This is a genomic window from Neptuniibacter sp. QD48_11 (assembly GCF_047778095.1).
GTDB lineage: Bacteria > Pseudomonadota > Gammaproteobacteria > Pseudomonadales > Balneatricaceae > Neptuniibacter.
Genome location: NZ_CP180551.1, coordinates 1,919,224 through 1,944,263 on the forward strand (window position 1 = coordinate 1,919,224; position 25,040 = coordinate 1,944,263).

General features: G+C 43.5%; 24 protein-coding genes. 10 read left to right on the forward strand and 14 right to left on the reverse strand.

Annotation, left to right across the window (positions count from 1 at the left end):
• Window positions 1-70 precede the first annotated feature (70 nt).
• Together ACMXYU_RS08750 and ACMXYU_RS08755 are read left to right on the forward strand one after the other, a co-directional pair.
• Window positions 71-886, forward strand: coding sequence for an FRG domain-containing protein (locus tag ACMXYU_RS08750; protein WP_415898340.1), 816 nt, complete (start codon window positions 71-73; stop codon window positions 884-886).
• A 72-nt stretch (window positions 887-958) separates the two neighbouring features.
• Complete coding sequence (locus tag ACMXYU_RS08755; RefSeq protein WP_415898341.1) at window positions 959-1,624, forward strand: putative 2OG-Fe(II) oxygenase; 666 nt, start codon at window positions 959-961, stop codon at window positions 1,622-1,624.
• A 102-nt stretch (window positions 1,625-1,726) separates the two neighbouring features.
• On the opposite strand, the gene ACMXYU_RS08760 is transcribed toward ACMXYU_RS08755, so the two are convergent.
• From ACMXYU_RS08760 to pedF, 5 genes are all read right to left on the reverse strand, one after another.
• Window positions 1,727-3,478 (reverse strand): PQQ-dependent methanol/ethanol family dehydrogenase, encoded by a 1,752-nt coding sequence (locus ACMXYU_RS08760; RefSeq protein ID WP_415898342.1) that lies wholly within the window; start codon window positions 3,476-3,478, stop codon window positions 1,727-1,729.
• A gap of 316 nt (window positions 3,479-3,794) precedes the next feature.
• A complete protein-coding gene (locus ACMXYU_RS08765; protein WP_415898343.1) occupies window positions 3,795-4,718 on the reverse strand; it encodes a quinoprotein relay system zinc metallohydrolase 1 in 924 nt (307 codons plus the stop codon).
• A 7-nt stretch (window positions 4,719-4,725) separates the two neighbouring features.
• Window positions 4,726-5,481, reverse strand: a complete 756-nt coding sequence (locus ACMXYU_RS08770; RefSeq protein ID WP_415898344.1) for a quinoprotein dehydrogenase-associated SoxYZ-like carrier — start codon at window positions 5,479-5,481, stop codon at window positions 4,726-4,728.
• Window positions 5,482-5,535: 54 nt separating this feature from the next.
• Complete coding sequence (locus ACMXYU_RS08775) at window positions 5,536-6,450, reverse strand: substrate-binding periplasmic protein (RefSeq protein ID WP_415898345.1); 915 nt, start codon at window positions 6,448-6,450, stop codon at window positions 5,536-5,538.
• A complete protein-coding gene (pedF, locus tag ACMXYU_RS08780) occupies window positions 6,443-6,886 on the reverse strand; it encodes a cytochrome c-550 PedF (RefSeq protein ID WP_415888261.1) in 444 nt (147 codons plus the stop codon). Before pedF ends, ACMXYU_RS08775 begins: the two co-directional genes overlap by 8 nt.
• 457 nt (window positions 6,887-7,343) lie before the next feature.
• Between pedF and exaA the strand changes: the two genes are divergently transcribed.
• Together exaA and ACMXYU_RS08790 are read left to right on the forward strand one after the other, a co-directional pair.
• Entirely contained in the window at window positions 7,344-9,173 is a 1,830-nt protein-coding gene (gene exaA / locus ACMXYU_RS08785) for a quinoprotein ethanol dehydrogenase (RefSeq protein ID WP_415898346.1), read from the forward strand.
• A 69-nt stretch (window positions 9,174-9,242) separates the two neighbouring features.
• Complete coding sequence (locus tag ACMXYU_RS08790; protein WP_415898347.1) at window positions 9,243-9,881, forward strand: pentapeptide repeat-containing protein; 639 nt, start codon at window positions 9,243-9,245, stop codon at window positions 9,879-9,881.
• 65 nt (window positions 9,882-9,946) lie between these two features.
• Here the strand turns inward: ACMXYU_RS08790 and ACMXYU_RS08795 are convergent, their stop codons facing one another.
• The 4 genes from ACMXYU_RS08795 to ACMXYU_RS08810 all read right to left on the reverse strand — a co-directional run bounded on the left by ACMXYU_RS08795 (window position 9,947) and on the right by ACMXYU_RS08810 (window position 13,259).
• Window positions 9,947-10,591, reverse strand: coding sequence for a response regulator (locus ACMXYU_RS08795; protein WP_415898348.1), 645 nt, complete (start codon window positions 10,589-10,591; stop codon window positions 9,947-9,949).
• Window positions 10,588-11,889, reverse strand: coding sequence for a histidine kinase (locus ACMXYU_RS08800; RefSeq protein WP_415898349.1), 1,302 nt, complete (start codon window positions 11,887-11,889; stop codon window positions 10,588-10,590). The genes ACMXYU_RS08795 and ACMXYU_RS08800 overlap by 4 nt, the downstream gene beginning before the upstream one ends.
• A gap of 142 nt (window positions 11,890-12,031) precedes the next feature.
• Window positions 12,032-12,667 carry a response regulator transcription factor gene (locus ACMXYU_RS08805; protein ID WP_415898350.1) on the reverse strand — a complete coding sequence of 212 codons (636 nt, stop codon included), beginning with the start codon at window positions 12,665-12,667 and terminating at the stop codon, window positions 12,032-12,034.
• Between the two features lie 154 nt (window positions 12,668-12,821).
• Window positions 12,822-13,259, reverse strand: coding sequence for a copper-binding protein (locus tag ACMXYU_RS08810; protein ID WP_415898351.1), 438 nt, complete (start codon window positions 13,257-13,259; stop codon window positions 12,822-12,824).
• A gap of 169 nt (window positions 13,260-13,428) precedes the next feature.
• Here ACMXYU_RS08810 and ACMXYU_RS08815 point away from each other — a divergent pair, with 169 nt between their 5' ends.
• The 4 genes from ACMXYU_RS08815 to ACMXYU_RS08830 all read left to right on the forward strand — a co-directional run bounded on the left by ACMXYU_RS08815 (window position 13,429) and on the right by ACMXYU_RS08830 (window position 17,181).
• Window positions 13,429-14,598, forward strand: coding sequence for an ABC transporter substrate-binding protein (locus ACMXYU_RS08815; protein ID WP_415898352.1), 1,170 nt, complete (start codon window positions 13,429-13,431; stop codon window positions 14,596-14,598).
• 14 nt (window positions 14,599-14,612) lie between these two features.
• A complete protein-coding gene (locus ACMXYU_RS08820) occupies window positions 14,613-15,584 on the forward strand; it encodes a YVTN family beta-propeller repeat protein (protein ID WP_415898353.1) in 972 nt (323 codons plus the stop codon).
• 77 nt (window positions 15,585-15,661) lie between these two features.
• Complete coding sequence (locus tag ACMXYU_RS08825) at window positions 15,662-16,399, forward strand: ABC transporter ATP-binding protein (protein WP_415898354.1); 738 nt, start codon at window positions 15,662-15,664, stop codon at window positions 16,397-16,399.
• Entirely contained in the window at window positions 16,396-17,181 is a 786-nt protein-coding gene (locus tag ACMXYU_RS08830) for an ABC transporter permease (RefSeq protein ID WP_415898355.1), read from the forward strand. The genes ACMXYU_RS08825 and ACMXYU_RS08830 overlap by 4 nt, the downstream gene beginning before the upstream one ends.
• Before the next feature lie 54 nt (window positions 17,182-17,235).
• Here ACMXYU_RS08830 and ACMXYU_RS08835 read toward each other — a convergent pair whose 3' ends face one another.
• The 3 genes from ACMXYU_RS08835 to ACMXYU_RS08845 are packed head-to-tail and all read right to left on the reverse strand — an operon-like array spanning window position 17,236 to window position 19,608.
• Complete coding sequence (locus ACMXYU_RS08835) at window positions 17,236-17,883, reverse strand: ABC transporter ATP-binding protein (protein ID WP_415898356.1); 648 nt, start codon at window positions 17,881-17,883, stop codon at window positions 17,236-17,238.
• Complete coding sequence (locus ACMXYU_RS08840) at window positions 17,876-18,649, reverse strand: ABC transporter permease (protein WP_415898357.1); 774 nt, start codon at window positions 18,647-18,649, stop codon at window positions 17,876-17,878. The genes ACMXYU_RS08835 and ACMXYU_RS08840 overlap by 8 nt, the downstream gene beginning before the upstream one ends.
• Window positions 18,646-19,608 (reverse strand): ABC transporter substrate-binding protein, encoded by a 963-nt coding sequence (locus tag ACMXYU_RS08845; RefSeq protein WP_415898358.1) that lies wholly within the window; start codon window positions 19,606-19,608, stop codon window positions 18,646-18,648. Before ACMXYU_RS08845 ends, ACMXYU_RS08840 begins: the two co-directional genes overlap by 4 nt.
• A gap of 210 nt (window positions 19,609-19,818) precedes the next feature.
• On the opposite strand from ACMXYU_RS08845, the gene ACMXYU_RS08850 reads away from it, so the two are divergent.
• Window positions 19,819-20,358 (forward strand): rhodanese-like domain-containing protein, encoded by a 540-nt coding sequence (locus ACMXYU_RS08850; protein ID WP_415898359.1) that lies wholly within the window; start codon window positions 19,819-19,821, stop codon window positions 20,356-20,358.
• Window positions 20,359-20,458: 100 nt separating this feature from the next.
• The gene (locus tag ACMXYU_RS08855; protein WP_415881377.1) at window positions 20,459-21,127 is read left to right on the forward strand and encodes a response regulator; all 669 of its coding nucleotides are present in this window, start codon (window positions 20,459-20,461) and stop codon (window positions 21,125-21,127) included.
• A 177-nt stretch (window positions 21,128-21,304) separates the two neighbouring features.
• Here ACMXYU_RS08855 and ACMXYU_RS08860 read toward each other — a convergent pair whose 3' ends face one another.
• Together ACMXYU_RS08860 and nosP are read right to left on the reverse strand one after the other, a co-directional pair.
• On the reverse strand, window positions 21,305-23,890 hold the full coding sequence (locus ACMXYU_RS08860) for a NahK/ErcS family hybrid sensor histidine kinase/response regulator (RefSeq protein ID WP_415898360.1): 2,586 nt from the start codon (window positions 23,888-23,890) through the stop codon (window positions 21,305-21,307).
• Entirely contained in the window at window positions 23,883-25,031 is a 1,149-nt protein-coding gene (gene nosP, locus ACMXYU_RS08865) for a nitric oxide-sensing protein NosP (RefSeq protein ID WP_415898361.1), read from the reverse strand. The genes ACMXYU_RS08860 and nosP overlap by 8 nt, the downstream gene beginning before the upstream one ends.
• Window positions 25,032-25,040: the final 9 nt, after the last annotated feature.

The window sequence follows — 25,040 nt, forward strand, 5'->3', positions numbered from 1 at the left end:
TAAACATCAATTAGCTATAGTCTTATGCTATAAGGGATTTTCAAGGCGAATAAATTACGAGGCTGGAACTATGACGAAGTTATACCAAGTATCTACTTGGCAAGAATTTCTTGCTTTAGTTGAGTCAGAAGAACTCCGTGGCTGGGCATTTCGTGGACAACGGGACGCGGAATGGAGCCTTGAGAGTTCGCTCACTAGACGCCTCAAGCAGTTTGTACCCCAAAGCAAATGGCATGAACGAGAAAGCAGGGCCATTCGTGTATTTAAACGTAAAGCTCACTATTTCCTAAATGATACCAGCGCACTTAAAGATGATTTTCGTTGCCTAGCCCTTATGCAACACCACGGCGCACCAACCCGGCTTTTAGACTTTACCAAGTCACCCTACGTAGCAAGCTACTTCGCCCTACAATCTTGCACAACGCCTGCTGCTGTTTATGCAGTCAACACCCCTGCTCTATGGCACAAAGCAACACCACCGGGCTTACCGGAGCTCACACGAGATGCAATTGACCCTCGTACGACTGACAGCCTTGGCAAATATTACCTTTCAAATAACTACCCGATCGTCTGGCCTGGCGAACCATGGTCGATGGATCGAAGAATCGTCGCCCAGGCAGGTACTTTTATGCTGCCTGGCAGAATCGATGTTTCAGTTGAAGAGCTCTTAAATAACTACGAATACGATGAGCCACTACTCGCTAAGATCGTCCTTAGCCCTGAAATCAGAAAAGAGGCAATGGAAGCGCTTTATCGAATGAATATCAGTAGCGCGACACTTTTCCCTGATCTCGACGGTTTAGCGCGATCTATATCATATGAATTGGAAGTTAGCTGGGTAGGCACACCTGATCCCAAAAACGATCAACTGATGCAGGACAAATGAGCGCACTTCTTACATAGCTAAATAACAACTACAAGATTAAAATGATCCGATCTCTTAATTTGGAATCGGATCATGTATTCAGAAAGCCCAGAAATTGAATCCATCAACACTTGGACCTCTCCACTGTTTGTTACGACAAACCCTGATCACGAGTTCTTAAAAGAAGATCTTCTCAATTACATCTACAACTACCAAAAGCTTCACAATCAAACTAAAGCTATTGCCAGCGAAGTAGCCGTAAGCGCAAAGCATCAGCTATTTGAGAGCAAGCTCTGCTTTCTTGAATCTGATGAACCGGTGATCCTTGAGCTTAGACGCATGCTTGAGGAGCTACTCTCGGTCATTGCTACGCAGGTTAATATGCCATACTGGCCCGAAAGTGCTGAGTGTGATGCAACCATCATTGAATCCTGGTTCCATGTAACTAAGGATGGCGGTTACCATGATATCCATTCCCACCCAAACTGCTCATGGTGTGGAATCTATTATTTAGATGTCGGTGAGTGTGAATTGGGTACTCGCAACGGTATCAATCGCTTTTATGATCCTCGAAACAACGCCGATCATTATGGTGATGCCGGCACAGCCTATCTAAGCGAACAAGGCTTCTGGGACTTCCAACCTGTAGAAGGCCAGATTGTAATATTCCCTTCTTACTTAAAGCATTCAGCCCTACCCTATTTCGGCCAAAAAGACCGCGTAGTAATTGCTTTCAACAGCATCGTAGATTTGATTTAGCCACGTTTTATTTTAAGCACAAAAAAAGCCAGCTTAATGCTGGCTTTTTTGCTGGGACAGGCTGAGTGATATCGAAATATCACTCAGTTGTAAGTCAAAAACTTACTTAGGTAGTTTGAATGTCCAAACTGTGCCGCCCTGGTTTAGGTGTTTAACACGTTTAGCTACTTCACCACCCCATAGAGGTACTGCACCACCCCAACCGGATACTACAGATAGGTACTGCTCGCCATTCTGTTCCCAAGTGATTGGAGAACCTACGATACCAGAACCAGTGTTGAATTCGTATTCAACTTTACCAGTCTTAGCGTTTAGACCTTTTAGGTAACCTTCAGGAGTACCGAAGAATACTAGGTTACCTTTAGTCGCTAGAACACCACCCCATAGTGGAGCGTAGTTCTTGTGACGCCATACTTCTTTACCAGTTTTTGGATCCATCGCACGTAGAACACCGATGTACTCGTCGTTCATAGGCTTGATTGTGAAACCAGCACCTAGGTAAGCCGCACCTTTTTTGTATGCAGTTGGCTCATTCCAGATGTCCATTGCCCATTCGTTAGAAGGAACGTAGAACAACTCAGTGTCTTGGCTGTATGCAACAGGCATCCAGTTCTTACCACCTAGGAAAGATGGAATAGCTAGAACAGATGTACCTTTCTTGCCATCTTTAGAGTCTGCTGGGTTACCTGGACGGTTAGCATCATCGTAGATTGGACGACCAGTTTTTGGATCTAGACCTTTAGCCCAAGTGATCTTGTCTACGAATGGGAAACCACGGATGAAGTCACCATTCTCACGGTTAAGAACGTACATGAAACCGTTACGGTCAGCAGTAGCTGCTGCTTTAACTGTTTTACCGTTTGCTTTGTAGTCGAAAGAAACTAGCTCGTTTACACCGTCGTAATCCCAACCATCGTGTGGAGTAGTCTGGAAGTGCCATACGATCTTACCAGTATCTGGGTCGATAGCTACACGAGAAGATGAGAATAGGTTGTCACCAGGACGTAGGTGAGAGTTCCATGGTGCTGGGTTACCAGTACCGAAGAATAGTAGGTCTACATCAGGATCGTAAGTACCGCCTAACCAAGTTGCAGCACCACCGGATTTCCAAAGGTCGCCAGGCCAAGTTTTGCCTGCTTCACCACCGGAAATACCGTTTTCCATTTTCTTACCATCTTTCCAGATGTAACCCATGTGACCTTCAACTGTTGGACGAGTCCAAGCAAGCTTACCAGTCTTAGCATCGTAAGCTTCTACTTTACCAACGATACCGAATTCACCACCAGATACACCAGTGATTACTTTGCCTTTAGCAATTAGAGGAGCTGCAGTGATTGAGTAACCAGCTTTGTAGTCTTCTACTTTTTTCTTCCAAACAACCTTACCAGTCTTAGCGTTTAGAGCTACTAGTTTAGCGTCAAGAGTACCAAAGATTACTAGGTCGTCGTATAGAGCAACACCACGGTTGATTACGTCACAGCAAGGCATGATGCCATCAGGAAGACGTGCGTTGTATTCCCAAAGCTCTTCACCAGTGTTTGCATCAACAGCGAATACACGAGAGTAAGAAGCTGTAACGTACATCACACCATCTTTAACTACAGGCTGTGATTCCTGACCACGCTGTTTCTCACCACCGAAAGAGAACGCCCATACTGGACGCATGTCTTTAACAGTTTTAGTGTTGATTTTTGTCATCGGGCTGTAACGCTGACCACGTGGGCCCATACCATTTGTTACAACATCTTCAACAGTCATCTGGTCGTTAATGATATCTTTATCAGTAACACCAGCCTGTGCTGTGCCTGCAACAGACATCGCTGCAACTAGAGCAGACAGTGCGAATTTTTTCATTGTACGCTTCCTCTACGGATATTTTTTTTTTGGCGTTCAGAAGAGAGCCGGGAAATTTTCCCGAATCATGAAGGCAATTGTTTTGTTTTACAGCAAATACAACAATTAAACAGCGGAAGTACTTTTCTAGTCCCTTGGTAGTAATACCGCTATTTTTAAGTAAATTCAGCAGCTTAACGGCCTATTCAATAGACCATTAGTCAAATTACAAACAAGAGTATAGACAGGAATTGCCGCTTAACTAGCCAGAGAAAGGAATAAACCTAAATAATGAGGATTTAATTTGATTTTTAATATTTGCAACAAAAAAGCAGACTCAAAAAGCCTGCTCTTCATATTTGGGATAAAGGTGCGCAACAGTCCTGGCAAATTCCCGCTTACTTAATGCAATACCATCAAAATCTTTGGGGATCGGCAGTTTAATCACTTCCGTCATGCTTAATCCATCTTCTGCCGCCTGCTCTAAAACCTGATCCAACCATTCTAGATAGGCAAGCATTTGATCTAAAGCACTAGCATCCTTAACAACCGGCCCATGACCTGGCACCATAATTTTATAATCAAGATCCCTTAACTTCTGAATCTCTTTTTTCCATTGATGAAGACCAGGTGTATGAGGAGTGGTTAACGCTCGCTGATAGAAGACCATATCAGAAGCAAACACAACGCCAGTTTTCTCATCTAGCACAACCAAATCTGAACCGGTATGACCCGTAAAAGGAAGCAAATGCAATCTATGCGAACCTAGCTCCATCAACTGAACATCGAGAGCCTTAGTTGGCGTAGCAGCCTCGGTCGACCGCATCCAATCACCAACTAGCCGATACATATTTTCAGCAAAAGCATTTCCATGAAGCGCTATTCCTTGCTGCGTACCCGGGAGAGAAAGAATATCTACGTCAGAAAAAGCCTGATTCCCCAAAAAGTGATCCGGATGGTGATGAGTATTAAAAACAACTTTTATAGGCTTATCCGTAACACTTTTGATAGCCTCTTTTAATGCTTTACCGTATCTAAGAGAAGGCCCAGTATCGATAACAACGACACCATCTTCTGTAACGATAAAGCCGGTATTTACAATATTGCCGCCGTTGCTCTTTGAAAAGTCTTCTAATTTACCCTTCAACAACCAAGTGTTATCAGCAATTTTTTGCGGTTTTAAAGCATAAGAAAGCGGCGCTGCGGAAGCAGAATGAATAACCGTTGCTGCAGACAACGCCAATAACAATTTCTTCATCATTCAACTCCTAGAGTGCTTTCTCGAATTCATTTCCGCCATTGTCGCGCATCCAGATACGATGACCTTGAGAACCATCTCTGACATCAAAAGTCAGAACTGGATTCTCACTGACAGGTTGTGACAACTCTAATTTTGCAAGTGGCAATCCTTCAGAATTACGCACCTCAACATTCTCTATATAGAATTCAGGAATTGAACTAACTAAGCCGGTATCCATCGGATGAACGACTTTTAGTTTGTAGCGACCACCCTTCTCTCTCGGGAAAAACTTACTTTTCATCTCACCGAGATGGTCCTGCCAGTAGGTATTAGCAGCTGCAGCGCTAGGTGTTGTACACCCACCACCAGCAGCATCAAGGTAACCACCACCTACATGCCAAACACCAGATTTAGAAAGAACAGCAGCTCTAATCGCTGTACCCTGCTGAACCTTAATGCGCATAGAAAGGCGAGGCACTATCTCTTTATGGGGATAATAAGTAAAGATATGCTGAATTGGATTAAGATCGGCAAAAACAACAATCTTATCGATCTTCCCTGCTAACGCTTCCGCATTAACAGTAATAGGCACCTGTGTAGGATCTTCAGCAAACTCAGGCACAGTGACTTTGACATTACTATCAAACACATATTCCTGATCGCCAATAAACTTGGCACGCATATGATCCCATAGAGGTGACTCTAGTGGGTCTTGCTGACCTGTATAACCAGCAATTGGAATAGCAGCACTTATCAAAAGTGCTGCAACATTTCGCTTCAACATGGCATCCTCTTATTATTATTTGAATGCTATTTCTTCGAGCGTTGCTTTATAAAGCTATTTTACATCCTGGTAAAAAGCAGGCATCTCATAACTGAGACCGTACTTGCTATAAACTTGTTCCATTTCACCGGAACGAACCATAGCTTCGACAACATCACCTACAGCATAGCCAAGCTGTCTATAGGTATGTTTAACAGCCATCCCTATATCCCACTTCTGCTTACCCATATTTGGATAACCATTTACACCTAGCTTAAATTTCTTGTCGCCCGACTTACTGACTAACCAATCAACTTCGGCGCGCATTGCCATAACGGCATCAACCTCACCAGACTCCATACCTTTAAACGCTTCACGAGCATTAGCATAGTGGTGAGTCTTATCACGCATTCGCCCACCAAAAGCTGAAGTCAGATAAAACGCAGGTAAGCTATCAATCTCTACACCTACAGGGTGATACTGGAATACCGCCACTGTAGAAACGTTATCTAACTTTTCGCTATCGTAAACAACCTTCCAGCTCTCACGCTGATAAGGGCCAAACATGACAACCATTTCATTAATAACGGCGCCTGTTGAATCCTGCATATAGCTGTATTCACGATCGTACGGAACACGCATCATCACATCAGCAATGGTTTTCAGAGCTAATGCATTTTCTTCATCTTTGTCGAGATAATGCCCTTTCCAAACATTATTTCGTAAATCATCTTCAAGGTTCTCATCTGGCGTGATCCAATGCTCACGGAACTCAACGCCTAACTTTTCAGCAATTTTCTTACCGACATCGACATCCACACCAACAGCTTTGCCGTTTTCCATATAGGAATATGGTGGAAAATCACGATAAAAACCAACCCTGATATACCCGCTATCAATTACATCGTCGTAATAACGAGCTTGCGCCAGGCTGCTAAGCAGGCTGGCGCAAGTGAAAATTATAGCGTTAGAAGCGCTTAACTTACTCATCCGTAGCGCGAGTTTCTAACCAAGCACGGATAGCCCATAGAGCTTCCTGGCTTAGGTGCTCTGCCATTTTTGGCATGTACACACGACCGTCACGTACTGCACCGTTTTGAACACGGTAAGAGTACCACTCGTCACCATCAACGCCTGGCTCTAGGTAACGTAGGTCTGGTGCGATACCACCGGAGATAGCATCAAGACCGTGACAACGTGCACAGTTCTGAGTGTAAGCAGACTCACCGATTTTAACTGCTAGTTCACGGTTCTCGTAATCTTCAGTGTAAGGGTTAGAATCAACCCACTCTTCACCTAGAACTTTTAGGCCTGTTACATCGATAGCCTGTGGAGTTACATCACCGTGCGCCATAGTTTGGCCAGAAATAACTGCAGCTAACATACCCGCTGTAGTCATGCTCAAAAGTTTCTTGTTGATAGACATCTTTTTTTCACCACTTTAGTTTTTATACTCTCGTCTTCCCCAGTTAAATGAAATACTGACTGAGGGATATCTGCGTGTTCAGATACCTGACGATCATCTCTACATTAAGCCAAAGCCACCCACTCCAGCTGTTTGCATATATGATATTGCGTGTGCAAAATCAGCAAGAATTGTACTTTGGGTTCCAAAAACTACTCCCTTGGTAGGAATGTCGACCCAGATTGCAACCTAAGTAGCATTTTGTACGCCATCTATCCATACCTGAGCACTAGTCCCTCTTTATTAGTACGTGACTTCTCCCTAAGACTCTCGGGATTTTATCCTGCACAAACAGGACTTAACCCCTGATTAACAGGGAATCCTGCCGTTGTCGCATATCCACCCTTAAGACGAGAATGGTTATCAGCGAATTTCAATCGCAAGTTATGACTTTCCTATAACACTAGGGTTTATAAAAATGACAAAAAAAATAAACATGACAGGCTTAAAGCCGCTTTGCGCTGCAATCGGTCTTAGCTTAGTAGCGGGCGCCGCTACTGCTAAACCAGTTACTTGGGACGACATCAAAAATGATGCGAACACTCCAGAAGACGTTCTAGGTTACGGAATCGGACCTAAAGCACAGCGCTGGAGCGACATGACAGAAATTAACGATAAAAACGTTAAGAAACTGACGCCTGCATGGTCTTTCTCTTTTGGTGATGAGAAACAGCGTGGCCAAGAAACTCAAGCACTAGTACACGATGGCATCATCTATGTAACTGGTTCTTACTCTCGTATGTTTGCACTAGATGCTAAAACTGGTAAGAAAATTTGGTCTTATTCTTACCGTCTACCAGACGACATCCGCCCTTGCTGTGACGTAGTTAACCGTGGTGCTGCAATCTTCGGCGATCTTGTTTACTTTGGTACTCTTGACGCAGCTATCGTAGCTCTAGACAAGAAAACTGGTAAGCGCGTTTGGAAGAAGAAATTTGCTGATCACACTGAAGGTTACACTATGACTGGTGCACCTACGATCATCAAAGATCAGAAAACTGGTAAAGCAATGCTTATCCACGGTTCTTCTGGTGATGAGTTCGGCGTAGTAGGTAAACTATTCGCTCGCGATCCTAAAACTGGTGAAGAGATCTGGATGCGTCCATTCGTTGAAGGCCACTACGGTCGCCTAGACGGCAAGAAGAGCACTCCAACAGGTGATCCAAAAGCTCCATCTTGGCCTGATGATCCAAACTCACCAACAGGCAAAGTTGAAGCATGGAGCCACGGTGGTGGTGCACCATGGCAGTCAGCTAGCTTCGACGTTGAAACAAACACTATCATCGTAGGTGCTGGTAACCCTGCACCTTGGAATGGTTGGGCCCGTACCTCTCCAGGCGGCAACCCAGCTGACTACGACAGCCTATACACTTCTGGTCAGGTTGCTGTTGATCCTTCTACTGGTGAAGTTAAGTGGTTCTACCAGCACACTCCAAACGATGCTTGGGACTTCTCTGGTAATAACGAACTTGTTCTTTTCGAATACCAAGACAAAGGCAAGACAATCAAAGCGACAGCTCACGCTGACCGTAACGGCTTCTTCTACGTTGTTGACCGTCAAAATGGTGACTTTATCCGTGGCTTCCCATTTGTAGATAATATCACTTGGGCTACACATATTGATCCAAAGACTGGCCGTCCAGTTGAAGTTGAAGGCCAACGTCCACCACCACCAGAGCCAGGTAAGAAAAAAGGTAAGTCAGTTGAAGTTTCTCCTCCTTTTCTAGGTGGCAAAAACTGGAACCCTATGGCTTACAGTCAAGACACTGGCCTATTCTACCTCGGAGCCAACCACTGGAAAGAAGACTACTGGACCGAAGAAGTTCACTACAAACGCGGTGCTGCCTATCTAGGCCAAGGCTTCCGTATCAGAAAAATGTACGATGACCACGTAGGCGTACTTCGTGCGGTAGACCCTAAGACTGGCAAAATCGTATGGTCTCACAAAGAGAAACTACCTCTATGGTCTGGCGTTCTTGCAACTAAAGGCAACCTAATTTTCACTGGTACTGGTGACGGTTACTTCAAAGCATTCAACGCTAAGACAGGTGAAGAGCTTTGGAAATTCCAGACTGGCTCCGGCATCGTATCCTCCCCTATCACTTGGGAAGAAGATGGCGAGCAGTACATCGGTCTAGCAAGCGGTTACGGCGGCGCCGTACCTCTATGGGGTGGCGACATGGCCGACCTAACTAAGCCTGTATCACAGGGCGGTTCTTTCTGGGTATTCAAACTACCTAAGCATTAATAGTTACTACTTGATGTAACCCAAGCCCGCAAGCGCCCCCAATGCTTGCGGGCTTTTTAGGATAGACTCATGAAAAAAACAATACTATTTACGTTTCTATTATCCAGCCAATTTGCCACTGCTGATGATCTCGTTATCAATGGCTGTACTATAGCTCCAGATACTAAATGCCCAGGTGCAGATTTATCAGGCACTGATTTAAGCAATGCAGATCTATCTAGAGCTGATCTAACTGGCGCAAACTTAAGCGGTACTATCCTTCGCCATGCAGTTCTTAAAAATACCAAGATGGAAAAAGCTGATCTAACCAATGCAGATCTAGCTCGCGCGGATATGAGACATGCAACAGTTCGAGGCTCAAACCTTAGCCATGCCAATCTTGAAGCAATAAATGGCTGGGCACTGTTCGCGCAGGGCGCAAATTTTTATCGCGCTAACTTACATGGAGCGAATTTGAATTTCTCTCGCCTTAGCAGCGCCAAATTTGTAGAAGCTAACCTTCAGGCTGCAAATCTAGAAATCGCCTGGATGACAAAAGCCATTTTAACTGGTGCCAACCTTAAAAACGCCAACCTACAGGAAGCAAAGTTGAATGCCGCGTCTTTAGAAAATGCAGACTTCACAGGCGTAAGAAAGCACTATGCTACTTTCCAAGCAACTTATATGGACGGCTGTAAAGGCTGCCCATTTGGCTGGTCTAAGAATTAATCCCAAATAACAAAAAAGGCGCATCGAACTTTGTTCTATGCGCCTTTTTAATACCTAAACCAATATTAGCTTACATTAGTCCCCACTTTCACGAGACCTGTCTCTATTGCGAGATGAACCAATTCTGCCGTTGAACCTATATTCAACTTACTTTTCAGTATCGCTGTGTAGTTAGAAACCGTTTTACTACTGATACAAAGCTGCTCAGAGATCTCTTTTACATTATTACCTTGAGCCAACATAACAAAGATCTCAAACTCTCGCTGGGTCATCTCCTTAAGGCGCTTATCCTTCTGCTCGGGGCGAGAAACAGCTAAACGCATGGCCAACTCATGCTCAACATAAAGCTGCCCGCCAGCAACCTTAGTCACCGCCTCAATCAAAACCTCAGGCGTACAGCTTTTAGTAATGTAGCCTTTAGCGCCCGCATCCAAAGCCTGAGTTACTACAGGTATCTCATCATACATACTGAAGAAAAGTATTTTGATATCAGGACAACGCTGTAAGATTCGACGAGTTGCCTCAATACCACTGATACCATTCATGTTTACATCCATGATAACAACATCAGGATTTTCAGACTGACACATGCTATATGCCTGATCACCACTCCCAGCTTCAAGTACTTCACATGGAGCAAGCATTGTCGATAAAAGACTTGCATAACCCTGACGCACTACAGCATGATCATCCGCTATTATTATTTTCATACCAGCTCCTGTACCAAAGGGATTTGCAGAACAACTTCACTCCCTTTTTTATCTAACTTATTAATCATGAGCTCACCTGACATACAACGAGCTCGCTCTTGCATCGATCTAAGCCCCAATCCCTGAGACCCAGAATCAACGTACCCTACACCATCATCCACAACTCGAAGAGCAAGGGTATCACCATCAAAAACAACCCTAACCAAAACATGTTCAGCCTGAGAATGCTGAGCCACATTATTTAAAGACTCCTGAAGTATTCGATAGATATGTGTATTAGTCTCATCATCTAACGAAGGAATAAAATCTGGCAGGTCTAACGACACTTTAACCTGATGTGATTGACGCCAAGTATCTACCTGCGTACGTATCGCATCTAACAAGCCCAACTGCTCCAATATAACTGGATGCAACTCTCTTATTAGCTGCCTAAAACTAGTTTGCATAGCATCACAGTTAATCGATATCTGCTTACCAACTGAAGCAACTAAATCGGTATTAGATGAGTTTTCTTTTACTAAATAGGCTTGGGCTTTAATGCCCGTGAGATACTGCCCAAGATCATCATGAAGCTCTCTGGCAAGATGAGCACGCTCAGTTTCCTGCAAACGCATTAATTCATGGGTCAGCTTTAAGTTATCGCTCTGAGCCTCCTGAAGGGAATGAGCCATAGAATTAAAATGACCTGCTAACTGATTGATTTCCTTGATAGAATACTCTTCAAGTCGAGCAGTATAACGACCCTTTTCAATTTCATTTAATGCAGCAAGGAAATCTGATACAGGCTTAATCCCCTGACGCACACCAACATAGATTGCTAAATTAGAAAGCAATGCACTAAGCATAAATAGGACAAATACGTGTTGAACAGATTCCCAAACCTCTTCTAGCTCATCGGTAGGATCGGCTTGTAGCTTAAGCGCCCTACCATCTGGTAGATAACGGTAATATTCTTTTTCAGTAAGTCGATCAAGTCCCGGTATTAATTCCATAAACCAATCAGGAACTTCATCATCCATCTCAGATGACAGGTCGTCATCTGCACCTACTTCCCCGCCACTTAATGAATCGTCAACAATAATAATTTTTACATGGCGCGTATCCCCTTCAAGCATGCTATTAAGTAAGCCGCTATCTGTGACTGCCACACTGAGCAACTGATGCGTAAAGCTGAGCCCTGCCGTAACTTCTCGCGTTATATCTTTAGTTGCTTGCTGAAGGGTTTCATAAATTGTTATGGACAAAGCAACAGCAAAAACTGCTGAAACTAATATATTTAAGCGCAGGACTGCATTCATAAGTACACCTATACTGATCTCTCTAAAATAACTAGAGAATCCTCTAAGTATGCAAATGAGTCCCTATTGGTAAGAATCCCTCCAAGGGCTAAAACAAAGTACTACTTAAGTACCTATTTAAACCCATGAGAAATAATAAAGATCAAGGTGCGAACTTAATAACCCCGGCATCGACTGCCAAATGAACAAGTTCCGCCGTAGATGCAATCTTCAATTTACTCTTAATCGTAGTAACGTAATTTGAGACTGTTTTGACATTAATGCCAAGCGTATCAGCAATTGTTCGATTGCTCTGACCGCGAGCAAGCATTACAAAGACCTCGAACTCTCTCTGCGTCAAATCCCTGAGACGGCCTTCTGAAACATCTTGGTTATTTAGAGCAAGTTTCATTATCAAGTCATACTCAATAAAAACCTCACCCTCTCTTATCTTTTCTACTGCTTCGATAAGCGTTTTAGGCGAACCAGACTTGGTTATATAGCCCATAGCACCAGCATCCAACGCCTGCTTCACCATCAAAGCTTCATCGTACATGCTGAAAAACAAGATTTTCGCATCACGGTCTTTATCTAAGATTCGAGTGGCTGCTTCTATGCCACTGATACCAGGTAGATTGATATCCATAATCACTAAATCTGGCTTTTCAGCAAAATACAGCGCCTCAGACTCCTCTCCGCTTGCTGCCTCGATTATTTCACATGGATCTATAACCGTAGGCAAAACGCTAGCGTACCCCTGACGTACAACAGAATGATCATCAGTAATTAGGATTTTCATCGATACTCCAAGATATAAACCTGCAGGACAATCTTACCACCTAAAGTAGTAATTGTTTACATCTTAGCAACGATCATAGGAAAGAATAGAGATTAAGAGAGGAAAAGCCTGTGCATTGTATTACTAACAACACTCAGGCTTAAATAAGGATTGGTTATTTAACGTTAAATACGCCTTCCATTCCTTTGTGTTCTAGACCTTCAGCGAAGAATTCAAATTTACCTGGTTTAATTGGCACGAAGTAGATTTCAGCTTCGCCTTCCTGTTCAAATTCCAACTCTTTAAGCGTAGCCGCTTTAATCTCCATATCCCCCGCTTCAACTTTACGTAAGAAGATTGAATTAAAAAGACCTGGAGCTTTGAACGCGTATTCAGTTTGACCGCTAGAGATAATCTTTAATTTATATGACTTACCTGTTTCAAGGTTATATTCCTTCTCAGACAGGTGGTAGCGGTTATCTTCGGTTCCTAGAACAAGATCAGGAAGCTTTGCAGGTCTACGTGTTAAATCACCCTCAGCAACTGCCGCTGTACTAGTAATTGCAATAACAGAAGCTAAGCCGCAAGCAGCAAGATTCTTGATTACGTTCATAATTCACCCTTGGTTTAAATTACTTATTATTTATGCACTTAATGCTAAAGACCGAACTGGGTAAAAGAATCCTACTTCAGTACTAATTGATTTCTACTTTCTTCATATTCCGAGTTCACGAAATCCCACTTATGCTGGGCATAAATCATAATAAAGATAACCGTGTTTTATGTTTAAAAATCAATCTAAGCCAACATTGACGGTACTTGCCACATTTTTCACCGTCGCAACACATGCCCAGGCAAATCTAGAAGTTAACATAGGATATCTTCAGCAGCAGATGGATAATGGCCCGGTTTTATCAAACATTATTCCCGACCCTGAAGATTCCGGCCTTAAAGGCGCAGAGCTAGGCATCAACGACAACAACACAACTGGCCGCTTCTTAAAACATAAATATTCACTGCAACATTTCGATTCAGAAAGCCCTGAAGAACTTATCAGCAAAGCCTCTGATCTCTATGCACAAGGTATTCGTTTTTTTGTTATCAATGCCCAAAGCCAAACCCTAAAAGCTATCGACAAAACGCTTCCTGATGATGCAGTAGTATTTAACTCTGGCTCCCCTTCAGATCAACTCAGAAGCAAAGAGTGCAACAACTCATTACTTCATACCCTACCTAGCCGAGCAATGCTGACGGATGCACTTGCGCAATGGCTGAAAGCGAAGCGCTTAAACAAAGTATTGGTTATTTCAGGCCAAAAAGAAGAAGACAAAGCGTACACCCAAGCATTCAAACGTGCCGCTAAGCGTTTCGGTATAAAGATAGTTGCCGAGAAACAGTGGGATTACGATACCGATTTACGCCGTACCGCTCAGAGTGAAATGCCACTTTTCACACAAACTAAAGAGTACGATGTCGTCTTTGTAGCAGATGAACGCGGCGATTTTGGTGAATACGTTTTGTATAACACTTGGCTTCCAAGACCTGTAGTTGGCACACAAGGTCTTAGCCCTGTTACATGGCACCGTGTTGTAGAACAATGGGGCGCAGCCCAACTGCAAAGCCGGTTTGACAAACTAGCTAAACGTTGGATGACCGATGATGATTATGCATCATGGGCTGCCGTACGAAGCGTAGGTGAAGCAGTAACTCGCACGAACTCAGCCGACCCTAAAGTCACTTACGAGTATATTCGCTCTGAAAAATTCGAACTAGCTGGCTTTAAAGGCAGAAAACTTAACTATAGAGAGTGGAATGGGCAGTTAAGACAACCAATTCCTCTTGTCCATCCACGCTCTCTTGTATCACAATCCCCACAGGATGGATTCCTTCACCCTGTAAATGAACTTGATACCTTGGGCTTTGATAAAGCCGAAGTTAAATGCAGCAAATAATAATTGGAGTAGTTATGAATTTTAAAAAGTTATTAAAACCACTTGCTGCAGGTATTTTAATTGCCTCGCCATTACTGCACGCTGAGGTTGCCTATGTATCGAACGAAAAAGACGACACCATCTCTATCATCGACCTAGACAGCATGGAGGTGATTGAGACATTAAACGTCGGCGAGCGCCCTCGCGGTATTCTGTTTTCGAAAGACTACACAAAGCTTTATATCTGCGCATCTGATTCAGATACTGTGCAGATTATGGACCTAGCAACTAAAAAGATTATTGGCGAATTACCTTCAGGTGAAGACCCTGAGCAATTTGCACTTCACCCTAACGATCGCCACCTATACATCTCCAATGAAGACGATGCCTTAGTGACAATCGTTGATACACAAACAAGCGAAGTTCTTGCTCAAATCGATGTTGGCGTAGAACCTGAAGGCATGGCTGTAAGCCCAGATGGTAAAGTTGCGGTAAATACTAGTGAAACAACCAACATGGTTCACTGGATTGATACCACCACTTACGAGCTGATTGACAATACACTTGTTGATCAGCGTCCGCGTCATGTTGAATTCAGCACAGACAGCAAGATCCTATGGGCCAGCTCTGAGATTGGCGGCACAGTTTCTGTTATCGATGTAGAAACCCGCAAAATCTTTAAAAAGCTTACATTCGAAATCAAAGGCGTACACCCAGACCGTATTCAACCGGTAGGCATCCGCCTATCTGATGATGGTAAATATGCATTTGTAGCGCTCGGCCCAGCTAACCACGTTGCAGTTGTAAACGCTAAAACCTATGAAGTTGAAGACTATATCCTAGTTGGTCGTCGTGTTTGGCACATGGACTTCAACGAAGATCAAACTAAGCTCCTAACAACCAACGGTATTAGCGGTGATGTATCGGTTATTGATGTTAGCAAAATGAAAGCTGTAAAAAGCATTAAGGTTGGCCGCTACCCATGGGGTGTAAAAGTTAAGCCATAGCAGCTTACCTACCCTTTGAAACATATAAGGCCCACTCTCGTGGGCCAATTTTGTTTATATAGCAAAGAGATTCAGCAATGAGTATCCATGTAGAATCCGTAAGTTTTAGCTACGGCCCTAGACAGGCGCTAAAGGATATTAGCTTTTCCCTAGAGCCAGGGGAGTTCCATGGTCTGTTAGGCCCTAATGGCGCAGGTAAATCAACACTGTTTGCCTTAATTACTCGCTTAAACGCTATGCAAACGGGCGACATTCGCATCAACGAACTTAGCATCAAGAAGCAACCCTCCAGCCTAATGAAAAAACTAGGCGTTGTTTTTCAGCAAAGCACCCTAGATTTAGACCTTACCGTTCAGCAAAATCTTTTATACCACGCTGCGTTGCATGGTATATCAAAAACCCAAGCAGGCGATAGAATCATGCTTGAGCTAGAACGCATGGAGATGTCTGATCGGGCCAATGACAAGGTAAGAAGCCTTAACGGTGGCCACAGACGCAGAGTGGAAATTGCTCGCGCACTACTTCATCAACCAGAAATCCTATTACTGGACGAGCCAACCGTTGGCCTTGACCCTCAGACACGCAGAGCACTTAACACCCATGTCCGTAATCTTTGTACAGACGAAAAGCTAACCGTGCTCTGGGCTACCCACCTAATGGAAGAGATCAAGGAAGAAGACCACATTGTCTTACTTAATAAAGGGCAGATAATGATTAATGACAAAGCATCAGAGATGCTGAATCAATCGGGCTTAGATAATTTCACTGACGCCTTCCACCAGTTAACTGAAAAGCCAGCAAAGGAGGCTATATGAGCTTTGCCAGTTATTGGAACTGTTTTTATGGCATTCTGGTTCGTGAATTTCTACGATTCGTACAACAGCGCTCTAGATTCCTGAGTTCGCTAGTCAGACCTCTACTTTGGCTAGTGGTATTTGCTGCTGGCTTCAGAGCAGCGTTAGGTATCTCCATTATTCAGCCCTACGATACCTATATCACCTATGAGACTTACATAGCACCTGGGTTATGCAGCATGATATTGCTGTTTAACGGCATGCAAAGTAGCTTATCCATGGTATATGACCGCGAGATGGGGAGTATGCGAGTACTGCTAATGAGCCCCCTTCCTCGCCCATACCTACTACTGTGTAAAATGGTCGCTACGGCCTTGATTTCGCTTACACAAGTTTATGCCTTCTTATTAGTTGCATTATTGGTTGAAGTAGAACCACCATTAATGGGCTACCTAACAGTCTTACCAGCATTACTGCTAGTTGCACTTTTACTAAGCTCTCTTGGATTATTCCTTTCGACTAAGATCAAACAGCTTGAGAATTTTGCGGGGGTAATGAACTTCGTTATCTTCCCTATGTTCTTCCTTTCTTCTGCACTCTATCCGCTTTGGAAGATGCAGGAATCAAGTGAATGGCTCTATTGGATCTGCATGGCAAATCCGTTTACCCATGCAGTTGAACTAGTCCGCTATGCACTTTACATGCAACTAAACCTTGAAGCATTAGGCATTACAGCATTTGCTACAGCGTTTTTTACTGCTTTTGCGGTTACTGGATTTAAACCTCAGAAGTCCGGTCGCTAGAATAAGCCGAACAGTTTAAAGCAAAAAGCCTCTCTTCTATGAAGAGAGGCTTTTTTATGCCTTCAACGCTGATTCGAGTTCTGCTCGATTTAACTCACTCGTACTTTTATGAAGATAAACCGCGGCAGGACGCCCCTTTAACACAACCACCTCATCAGCCAAAGCTAACGCTTCATCCAGATCATGCGTTACATAGATCATACAACGCTTGGGATTTTCGCAAACCAAATGGGAAATCAATTCCCTCATCTCCTCTCCCGTACTCATATCTAACGAGGTTAACGGCTCGTCCATCAACACCATTTCGGGATCAAGTAATAAGCAACGCGCTAAAGACACACGCCTAGCCATACCTAATGATATTTGTGAAGGATAATGATCCCCATATCCAGATAATTTTACGGCCTGTAGCATCGCTGCGACCTTATCGGAATCGGATTCGATTAAGGCTAAATTCTGATTAATCGTTCTCCAAGGCAACAGCCTTGGCTCTTGAAATAGATAACCTATATCTATGCTTTCTTTATTCCAGCAATAGACCTCATTTTCAGCCAAGCCCGCTAGTTTGTTTAATAATGTTGTTTTACCACAGCCGGAAGCGCCTAAAATAGCTATGGTTGAACCTGATTTTAACTCAAGTTCTATAGGTTGAAGAATGGTTTCGTCGCCGTAGCAAATCTTATCAGATGCAAATTTATACACGTTCTGAACCTCGCTGCCAGCGCTGAGCATACCGATCTAAAGGCTGCAAAATACACCACTCAATCATTTGAACAATAAAGATAAAGGCAAAACTGTAAGCAAGGATTGTTGCTACATCAAAAAGCTGAAAGGCCATATGAAGTTGAAAGCCGACCCCATCAGAGCGCCCCAACAATTCTACGACTAAAACGATCTTCCATATCAATGCCAAACCACTACGCGTCGCGACCATGATGTAAGGAAACAGTTGAGGCCACCATAATTCTGTAAGCTTTTGCTTGAAAGAGAAATGATAGGCTCTGGCCATCTCCTCCAGCTGCTCATCAAACATGCGCCCACCTTCACGCAAGGTTACAGCGACATTGGGTAATTTATTGATGATTACCGCACCGACTGCTGCTGCCTCAACCAAACCGAACCAGATATAAAGCAAGATAATTACAACTAGCGCTGGGACATTCAGAAGAATAATTAATAGAGGATCTAATATTCTGTTTACTGTGGAAAATTTCCCCATCAGAACACCGAGTAGACCGCCAAGTAACATGGCGCAGAAGAAACTAATCGCAACTCGCTGCAAAGTAATCAGCAAACTATCCAACAGCCTTTGCTCGGACCACTCAACTTGCAAGGCGCTAAACACCTCACCAGGTGTGGGAAGCAATACGTTATTAACGAACGCCGCACTGCCCCACCATAAAGCCAAGAGAACAAATATAGCTAACAACTGGTCACTCAAACGACTTATATTGCTCGCTGAACTCATAGACCTGCCTTATAAAACATATCTTCGTTCAGCTCAGCACCTTTAAGTGATGGTTTGAATTGAGTAATCAACTTATAGAATACCTTCGCATCATCGATCTGATCAGCTGTTATATGACTAGGTATGCCATTGCGGTACCCAGTAATAAGTGCATTAAAAACCTGGTCATTCTCAGCCCTCATTAGTTTACGAAGACCTAGCCAATGATCATCCTCATTCAACAATTGGTTCTTAGCTGCCATTACTGCATCTACAAAGCTATTTATCAACTCAGGATTACTATCCACTTGATCTTGCTTTACTAGATAGCCAAGCATAGGCAACTGACTAGTCATACCCAACTCTGCCATCATATCCTGAAGACTAATAACTGTTTTGTACCCTTCAGCCTCAAGCCTTGCTCCGTAATGCCAAAAAGTGACCAACAGATCTAGACGCCCACTCTTTAACGACTGACTCAATAAAGGTGGCGAGCCAAACTGAACCTGAGCATCAGATTCGAGATTAATCCCGTGCTTTTGTGCTCCTGCCTTCAGCAAAATCCAACCTTTATTCAAAGGTCCACCAGCAACACCTATTCTCTTACCTTTAAGCTCTGAAAGATCAGACAACTGACTAGATGCAGGCTTCATAACCATCCCAATCTGCTTCGAGAACGGTATAAATCTAAAAGATTCACCTTTGCTATTTCTCTCAGCCGCCCATAACCAATCAGCAACTATTGCATCAGCATTACCACTTGTCAGCGCAACTTTTGCTGCCGACATACTCGCTACTTTGATAATTTTAAGAGCAAAGTTATTAAGCTCATCTAATTTTTGATTCTTTATATGCTGTAATTCCCAATTCACTGTCCCAGAAGCAAGCACAGCTACTTTCATTTCTCTTCGCTCGCTATTAGCATTCACACAAAAAGAGATAAAAACAAATAAAAACAACAAGTTACGAACAATAAACATAAGATTCCCACGTACTACAAATTATCGGGACGATAGAGAAACTTAAAATAAGCTTCAATGCCGTGAGCAGACATAGTACTTTCGTACCTGTTTTTTTGCTCGATGGTAGAATTTAGACCCACACTTTCGCACGGTGTAATAGGCGTGTAGAGAAATTGTAAGGAAAGCATCATCAGGCACCTTAAAATCGCAACGTATTTATTCACTCTATTGTTCATAAATACTGGCTTTGCAGACGACACAAGCGATTATGCTGATACAACAGATTTTGAGCTGTTTTCAGCAGAAGGTTACCGATATTTCCATTATCGCAGCCCTACACCATTAAAAAGCCTACACGGGAAAACACTTTCAACAGAAGATGTAATCCGCCTACTAGAAACGGGAAATAAGCCCATCCTAGTAGATGTGCAACCCATCACCTGGAATCGCGTTTTCATTCAAAAGGAACCCAGACTCCATATACCTGATAGTGTATGGCTTCCTAACGTAGGCTTAGGCGAACTAGACGACGACTGGTCAGAGTATTTCCAATCTAATTTAGAGCGCTTAACAAACGGCGACAAAAGCCTTCCAGTAATTATATACTGTACGGCTGATTGCTGGATGTCATGGAATGCTTTAAAGAGAGCTTCTGAATGGGGTTACACTAATTTGCTGTGGTATAGAAATGGCTCTGATGGCTGGATTGAACACGATTTAGAAACCAGCATTGCCACCCCTGAACCCTTTACACTAAAGAAGCATTAAATTTTACCAAGCATTAAAGTCTTACACGGAGTAAGATAGAGACAAGCTCAGGATGAGAATATAAGCTCATAATAAATATAATGAAATTGGAGATATTGTCGTGTACAAGATCCTGATCGCGGATGATCATCCGCTGTTCCGTGAAGCTATCATCAATGTTATCGAAAACAGCTTTACTGGCTGCCAGACACTGGAAACGGAAGATCTGGATAGTGCGCTTACAATCGCTCAAAATGAGGAAGAGCTAGATCTTATCCTGCTTGACCTTAACATGCCTGGAATGAACGGCCTTAATGGCTTGATCACATTGCGTAACGATCTACCAACAGTACCTGTGGTAATCGTATCAGCAGAAGAAGACAAACAAATTGTACTTCAGGCTATCACCTATGGTGCCGTTGGCTTTATCACTAAGTCTTCACCTCGTGATCAAATGACCGAAGCACTTCAGCAGATTCTTGCCGGCAATGTATACCTGCCTTCAGACATTATCCGCGCTAGCCAGCCTGATAGCCGACGCACTCAGCGCAAGGACGAAAACCAGATTCCGCCAGAACTTTTATCATCTTTGACACGACGCCAACTACTAGTACTTGAGCGCATGTCTAAGGGCGAATCCAACAAACAGATCGCTTACAACCTAAATATTGCGGAAACAACTGTAAAAGCTCATGTATCTGCAATCCTACGTAAGCTAGGCGTACACAACCGTATTCAAGCAGTTCTATCTGCTGGCAACATCGACTTTAACGAATATCTTAAGCGCTAATATCTACACTACTGGGTGACTGAGTCCAGTCACCCTTCTTTATTTTGTTCTCTTCGATTTCAAGATTGAGTAATAGACACACACCCTCCAAGAGTAAGCGAATTACTTCCAGCATGAACTAGAATATCTAGCTTATAGATTGAGCTTGGGCATGTTTTGAGATGAGAACAAGCAGGCCTAAACGACCTGCTGCTCTAAGAGATGTATAAGCGTAGTTTTTAGCTTAAGTGGCTTGATGGGCTTATTGACAAGGATAAAACCAAGATCTCGTATCTCTTGGTTCAGCTCTTTACTGTAGTTAGCAGTGATCATCAGTACAGGCAGATCACTATCTACTCTCTCGGTTACTGATTTGGCCGCATCAATGCCTGTTTCATCATTATCGAGATGGTAATCCGCGATTAGCAGGTCCACAGGATCTTCCACAAAATCAACCTGTTGCGCTAAATCATCAAAGGACAACGCAGTCACCACATGACAACCCCAGCCCGATAACAATATATCCATCCCTTTACAAATAGATTCATCATTATCAATCAACCAGATACAAGCTCCCGAGAGACGCTCAGTTATCATCGGAATATGCGGACCAGTAACTTCCGCAGGCGCCAGAGGCACACCTTTAGGTACTTTTACTCCAAATACAGAGCCCTTACCTTCAACGGAATCCACTCGAATCTCGTGACCCAAGACTCGAGAAATTTTATCTACTATCGCAAGACCCAAGCCCAAACCCTTCTCCTGACCAGGCTGATCAGATTGAAGACGTTTAAACTCCTGAAAGATCTCTTGTAACTTGTTTGATGGTATACCAGGACCGGTGTCATACACCTCGATCCAGACTGAATCGGGCTCATGCCTACAACCGAGTAAAATCTTCCCCTCTTTGGTGTAGCGTATGGCGTTAGTTAAGAAATTACGCAGAATACGCGCTAATAGTTGAGAATCCGACTTCACAACTGCGCCACTTTTCACATAACGGAAATCAATTCCTTCAGCATTTGCCAACTGCTGGAATTCAGGTGCTAAAGTATCGAACAAACTTTGAAGATTAAAGGTAATAACATCTGCCTTTACCACGCCGGCATCTAGCTTGGAGATATCAACCAGTGTACGGAGAAGTGATTCCACATCGTCTAGGGAGTTAGATACAGATTGCGCTAAAGAGCAGTTTTTTGGATCTTCAATTTTCTCAGCCAAAGCACCAGAGAATAAGCGCGCTGCATTCAAAGGCTGAAGCAAATCATGACTCACCGCCGCTAAGAACTTAGTTTTAGAAAGATTGGCCTGCTCTGCCTCCATCTTGGCATCTAGCAGGCGAGATTCCACCTGAACACGCTCAGTAATTTCTGAACGTAACTGTTCGTTTAGCTCCGTTAATTCAGACGTGCGCTCTTCCACCCTCTGCTCAAGCAATTGGTGCGACAGTTCAAGAGCTTCGGCAGATCTGCGTCGCTCAGTAATATCTCGAATCATAACGAAGAAACCATTCGGCTTTCCGTCTTTATCAATATTAGCGACATAAGACTTCAGCATGTAGCGCTCTTCGCCACGAGAATTAGTCTGCCAAGTTTCAAAGGTGACATTTCGACCCGACAGAGCCTTTTCTACATACGGGCTTAAACGATCATACTCATCCGGCGAATAAACATCATGGATACTCTGACCATTTAATTCTCCGTCAGCACGACCAAACCATTCGCTATAAACCTTATTGGCAAAGCCATAGTTAAGATCTTGGTCTAGATAGGCGATCAATGCTGGAACGTTATCTGTTATCAGGCGAATCCACTGCTCATTTTGACGAAGAGATTCCGCATATCGATGACGTTCAGTGATATCTGTATAGGTATTTACAAAGCCACCTTGTGGCATGGGGTGCGTTCGAACCTCAATAACTTGCCCTTGATTACCTCGCTGCTCCGATGCTAACACCTCTCCTTGCTGAGCGGCTGTTAACGCATGTTGGAGAATCGAGTGGTTATCCAGCATTAGCGCTGCAAATGGTGGATAGGACTGAACTTGCTCTTGCTCAACGCCTGTAAGATCAAGGAATCGATCATTCCAAAGCTCAACGCGACCTTCTGGAGTCACTAGCACCACACCTTGAGATAGGTTATCTACAGTGTTTTGCAGCAGTTTAGTTTTTTGGGCTAAAGCATGTTCTTTATCTGCAGTTTCACGTTCTTTCAGCGCTGTAATATCTGTATAGAGAATTACTAAACCACCATCCTGTGTTGGACGCTCTGACATTTGCACCCAGCGACCATCATTTAGCCGATAAACCTTACTTCCTGTATTTGTATCGGGATACTCTTCATCAATCAGGCCACTTTCACGCGCTAAACGACTAATGTCCTGTATTGTAGTACCGGTTTGGATATTTAAACCCGTCGATGCCCAAACACTACTGAACTTGCTGTTAAAAAGGACAATTTTTCTATCTTGATCAAATAAGACAAAGGCATCAGAAATACTTTCGATTGCATCAACTAATCGCTGGTTAGCTAACGCAGCTTGATTGTTGGCTAATTTAAGCGCCCTATGACTAATTTTCAGTTCTGAAAGGACTCGATTGAGCGCCTCAGTCCGCTCACGCACCTGCTCAGCAAGCACCACCGAGTGCTCAAATGCTGAATAAGGGTTAGCGCTCTGACCGCCACCTGACTCAACTCGTTGAACCAAAACTGAGTTTATTTTACGTAGTTTGCGGTTTTCTTCTTCGAGCTTGGCAATGCGATCTTGTACAGCCTGATCAGACATTTAGATTTCTCCCGATGGCAACGGCAGTGAAGGTCTGATTGATATGCATTCCCTCCTTCTGCTCTCCATAGGTGTTAAATCCAATAACCTTATTTTCACGAAGTAAATCGGATATCTGCTGTGAATTACCTCTTAGCTCACTCTCCAGACGACGCAAGAAGCAATCACAGCCAATAATAAGTTGAGGCTCACCTATTTTCTCTTCGATCACTTCAAGCTTACTAATGAGATCTGCAGCCATATCACCTGGCGTCATGACCGTCAGAACAATGCCATTCTCGACCGCACAATAAAATTTCATGCTAAGATCATCGTTAACCTGCTGAATAGAACGCACAAAATATTCTTCACCAAGCTTTACAGCAACAGGGTTTTGAGCGAAAACGTGGTGATTTAAGTCCTCAACGGCAACTCCTATCACCCTTGCGTATTCAAGCGCAGCAGGTTCAGCATTTATCTCGTAGACACAACGACTATCTGCATCCGCTTCTGTAACAACAAGCTTGTCATTACGATGCTTCATGTGATGAGTACTAAACACTTCGAAGTCATAGATTGTATTTACCAACATGACTACTGCAGCATCGGTATGAAACTCACCATTGTAAAAAACATGGGTTTTAGCGAGATGGATGTCATCTCCGGCAGAGCCGCCAAAGTTCGGGATACTTCCCAAGGCCGAGTTAAGGGTAACAAGGACATTTTCTTCTTGAATAGATAAACCATCAAGCAAAGTCAAGGCAAATGTATTGCCTTTGATTGGCGCAATCTCATGATGACGGCAACCTGCTATAAGTTGATCAACTAGCATCTGAGCGTCAGTTAAACTGAAGTCATCTAGACACTCAATAGAAGCAGCTTCAATTGCAAAACCAGACTGCTTAAAACCAATAGCAGTAATACAGCCCTGCCCATAACCATCAGGAGTTATTTCACCGGCAGTAGTGCAACCAACAATTTCAGTTGTAGGAAAAGCTTGATTAAGTGCTGTCGCAAGCTCCTTAAGAGGATACTCAGCAGAACAGAAAAAAGTTATAAAACTGATCTCTGGAGAATCAAGCTGCGACAAAAGATCATTTGCAGCAGTGCTAGGGTCAGAACTGAATGATGCAGCCAGCAGAAACGCAGGGTCCTGAGTCAATGGTCTATC

Bases quoted from the DNA above. Each gene is read 5' to 3' on its own strand.
- ACMXYU_RS08840 (WP_415898357.1), bottom strand. From the start codon at position 18,649: ATGAGTTCAGCGAGCAATATAAGTCGTTTGAGTGACCAGTTGTTAGCT.
- ACMXYU_RS08755 (WP_415898341.1), top strand. From the start codon at position 959: ATGTATTCAGAAAGCCCAGAAATTGAATCCATCAACACTTGGACCTCT.
- ACMXYU_RS08760 (WP_415898342.1), bottom strand. From the start codon at position 3,478: ATGAAAAAATTCGCACTGTCTGCTCTAGTTGCAGCGATGTCTGTTGCA.
- ACMXYU_RS08790 (WP_415898347.1), top strand. From the start codon at position 9,243: ATGAAAAAAACAATACTATTTACGTTTCTATTATCCAGCCAATTTGCC.
- ACMXYU_RS08805 (WP_415898350.1), bottom strand. From the start codon at position 12,667: ATGAAAATCCTAATTACTGATGATCATTCTGTTGTACGTCAGGGGTAC.
- exaA (WP_415898346.1), top strand. From the start codon at position 7,344: ATGACAAAAAAAATAAACATGACAGGCTTAAAGCCGCTTTGCGCTGCA.
- ACMXYU_RS08860 (WP_415898360.1), bottom strand. From the start codon at position 23,890: ATGTCTGATCAGGCTGTACAAGATCGCATTGCCAAGCTCGAAGAAGAA.
- ACMXYU_RS08825 (WP_415898354.1), top strand. From the start codon at position 15,662: ATGAGTATCCATGTAGAATCCGTAAGTTTTAGCTACGGCCCTAGACAG.
- ACMXYU_RS08800 (WP_415898349.1), bottom strand. From the start codon at position 11,889: ATGAATGCAGTCCTGCGCTTAAATATATTAGTTTCAGCAGTTTTTGCT.
- ACMXYU_RS08765 (WP_415898343.1), bottom strand. From the start codon at position 4,718: ATGATGAAGAAATTGTTATTGGCGTTGTCTGCAGCAACGGTTATTCAT.
- ACMXYU_RS08770 (WP_415898344.1), bottom strand. From the start codon at position 5,481: ATGTTGAAGCGAAATGTTGCAGCACTTTTGATAAGTGCTGCTATTCCA.
- ACMXYU_RS08810 (WP_415898351.1), bottom strand. From the start codon at position 13,259: ATGAACGTAATCAAGAATCTTGCTGCTTGCGGCTTAGCTTCTGTTATT.
- ACMXYU_RS08845 (WP_415898358.1), bottom strand. From the start codon at position 19,608: ATGTTTATTGTTCGTAACTTGTTGTTTTTATTTGTTTTTATCTCTTTT.
- ACMXYU_RS08775 (WP_415898345.1), bottom strand. From the start codon at position 6,450: ATGAGTAAGTTAAGCGCTTCTAACGCTATAATTTTCACTTGCGCCAGC.
- ACMXYU_RS08815 (WP_415898352.1), top strand. From the start codon at position 13,429: ATGTTTAAAAATCAATCTAAGCCAACATTGACGGTACTTGCCACATTT.
- ACMXYU_RS08750 (WP_415898340.1), top strand. From the start codon at position 71: ATGACGAAGTTATACCAAGTATCTACTTGGCAAGAATTTCTTGCTTTA.
- ACMXYU_RS08820 (WP_415898353.1), top strand. From the start codon at position 14,613: ATGAATTTTAAAAAGTTATTAAAACCACTTGCTGCAGGTATTTTAATT.
- ACMXYU_RS08795 (WP_415898348.1), bottom strand. From the start codon at position 10,591: ATGAAAATAATAATAGCGGATGATCATGCTGTAGTGCGTCAGGGTTAT.
- ACMXYU_RS08830 (WP_415898355.1), top strand. From the start codon at position 16,396: ATGAGCTTTGCCAGTTATTGGAACTGTTTTTATGGCATTCTGGTTCGT.
- pedF (WP_415888261.1), bottom strand. From the start codon at position 6,886: ATGTCTATCAACAAGAAACTTTTGAGCATGACTACAGCGGGTATGTTA.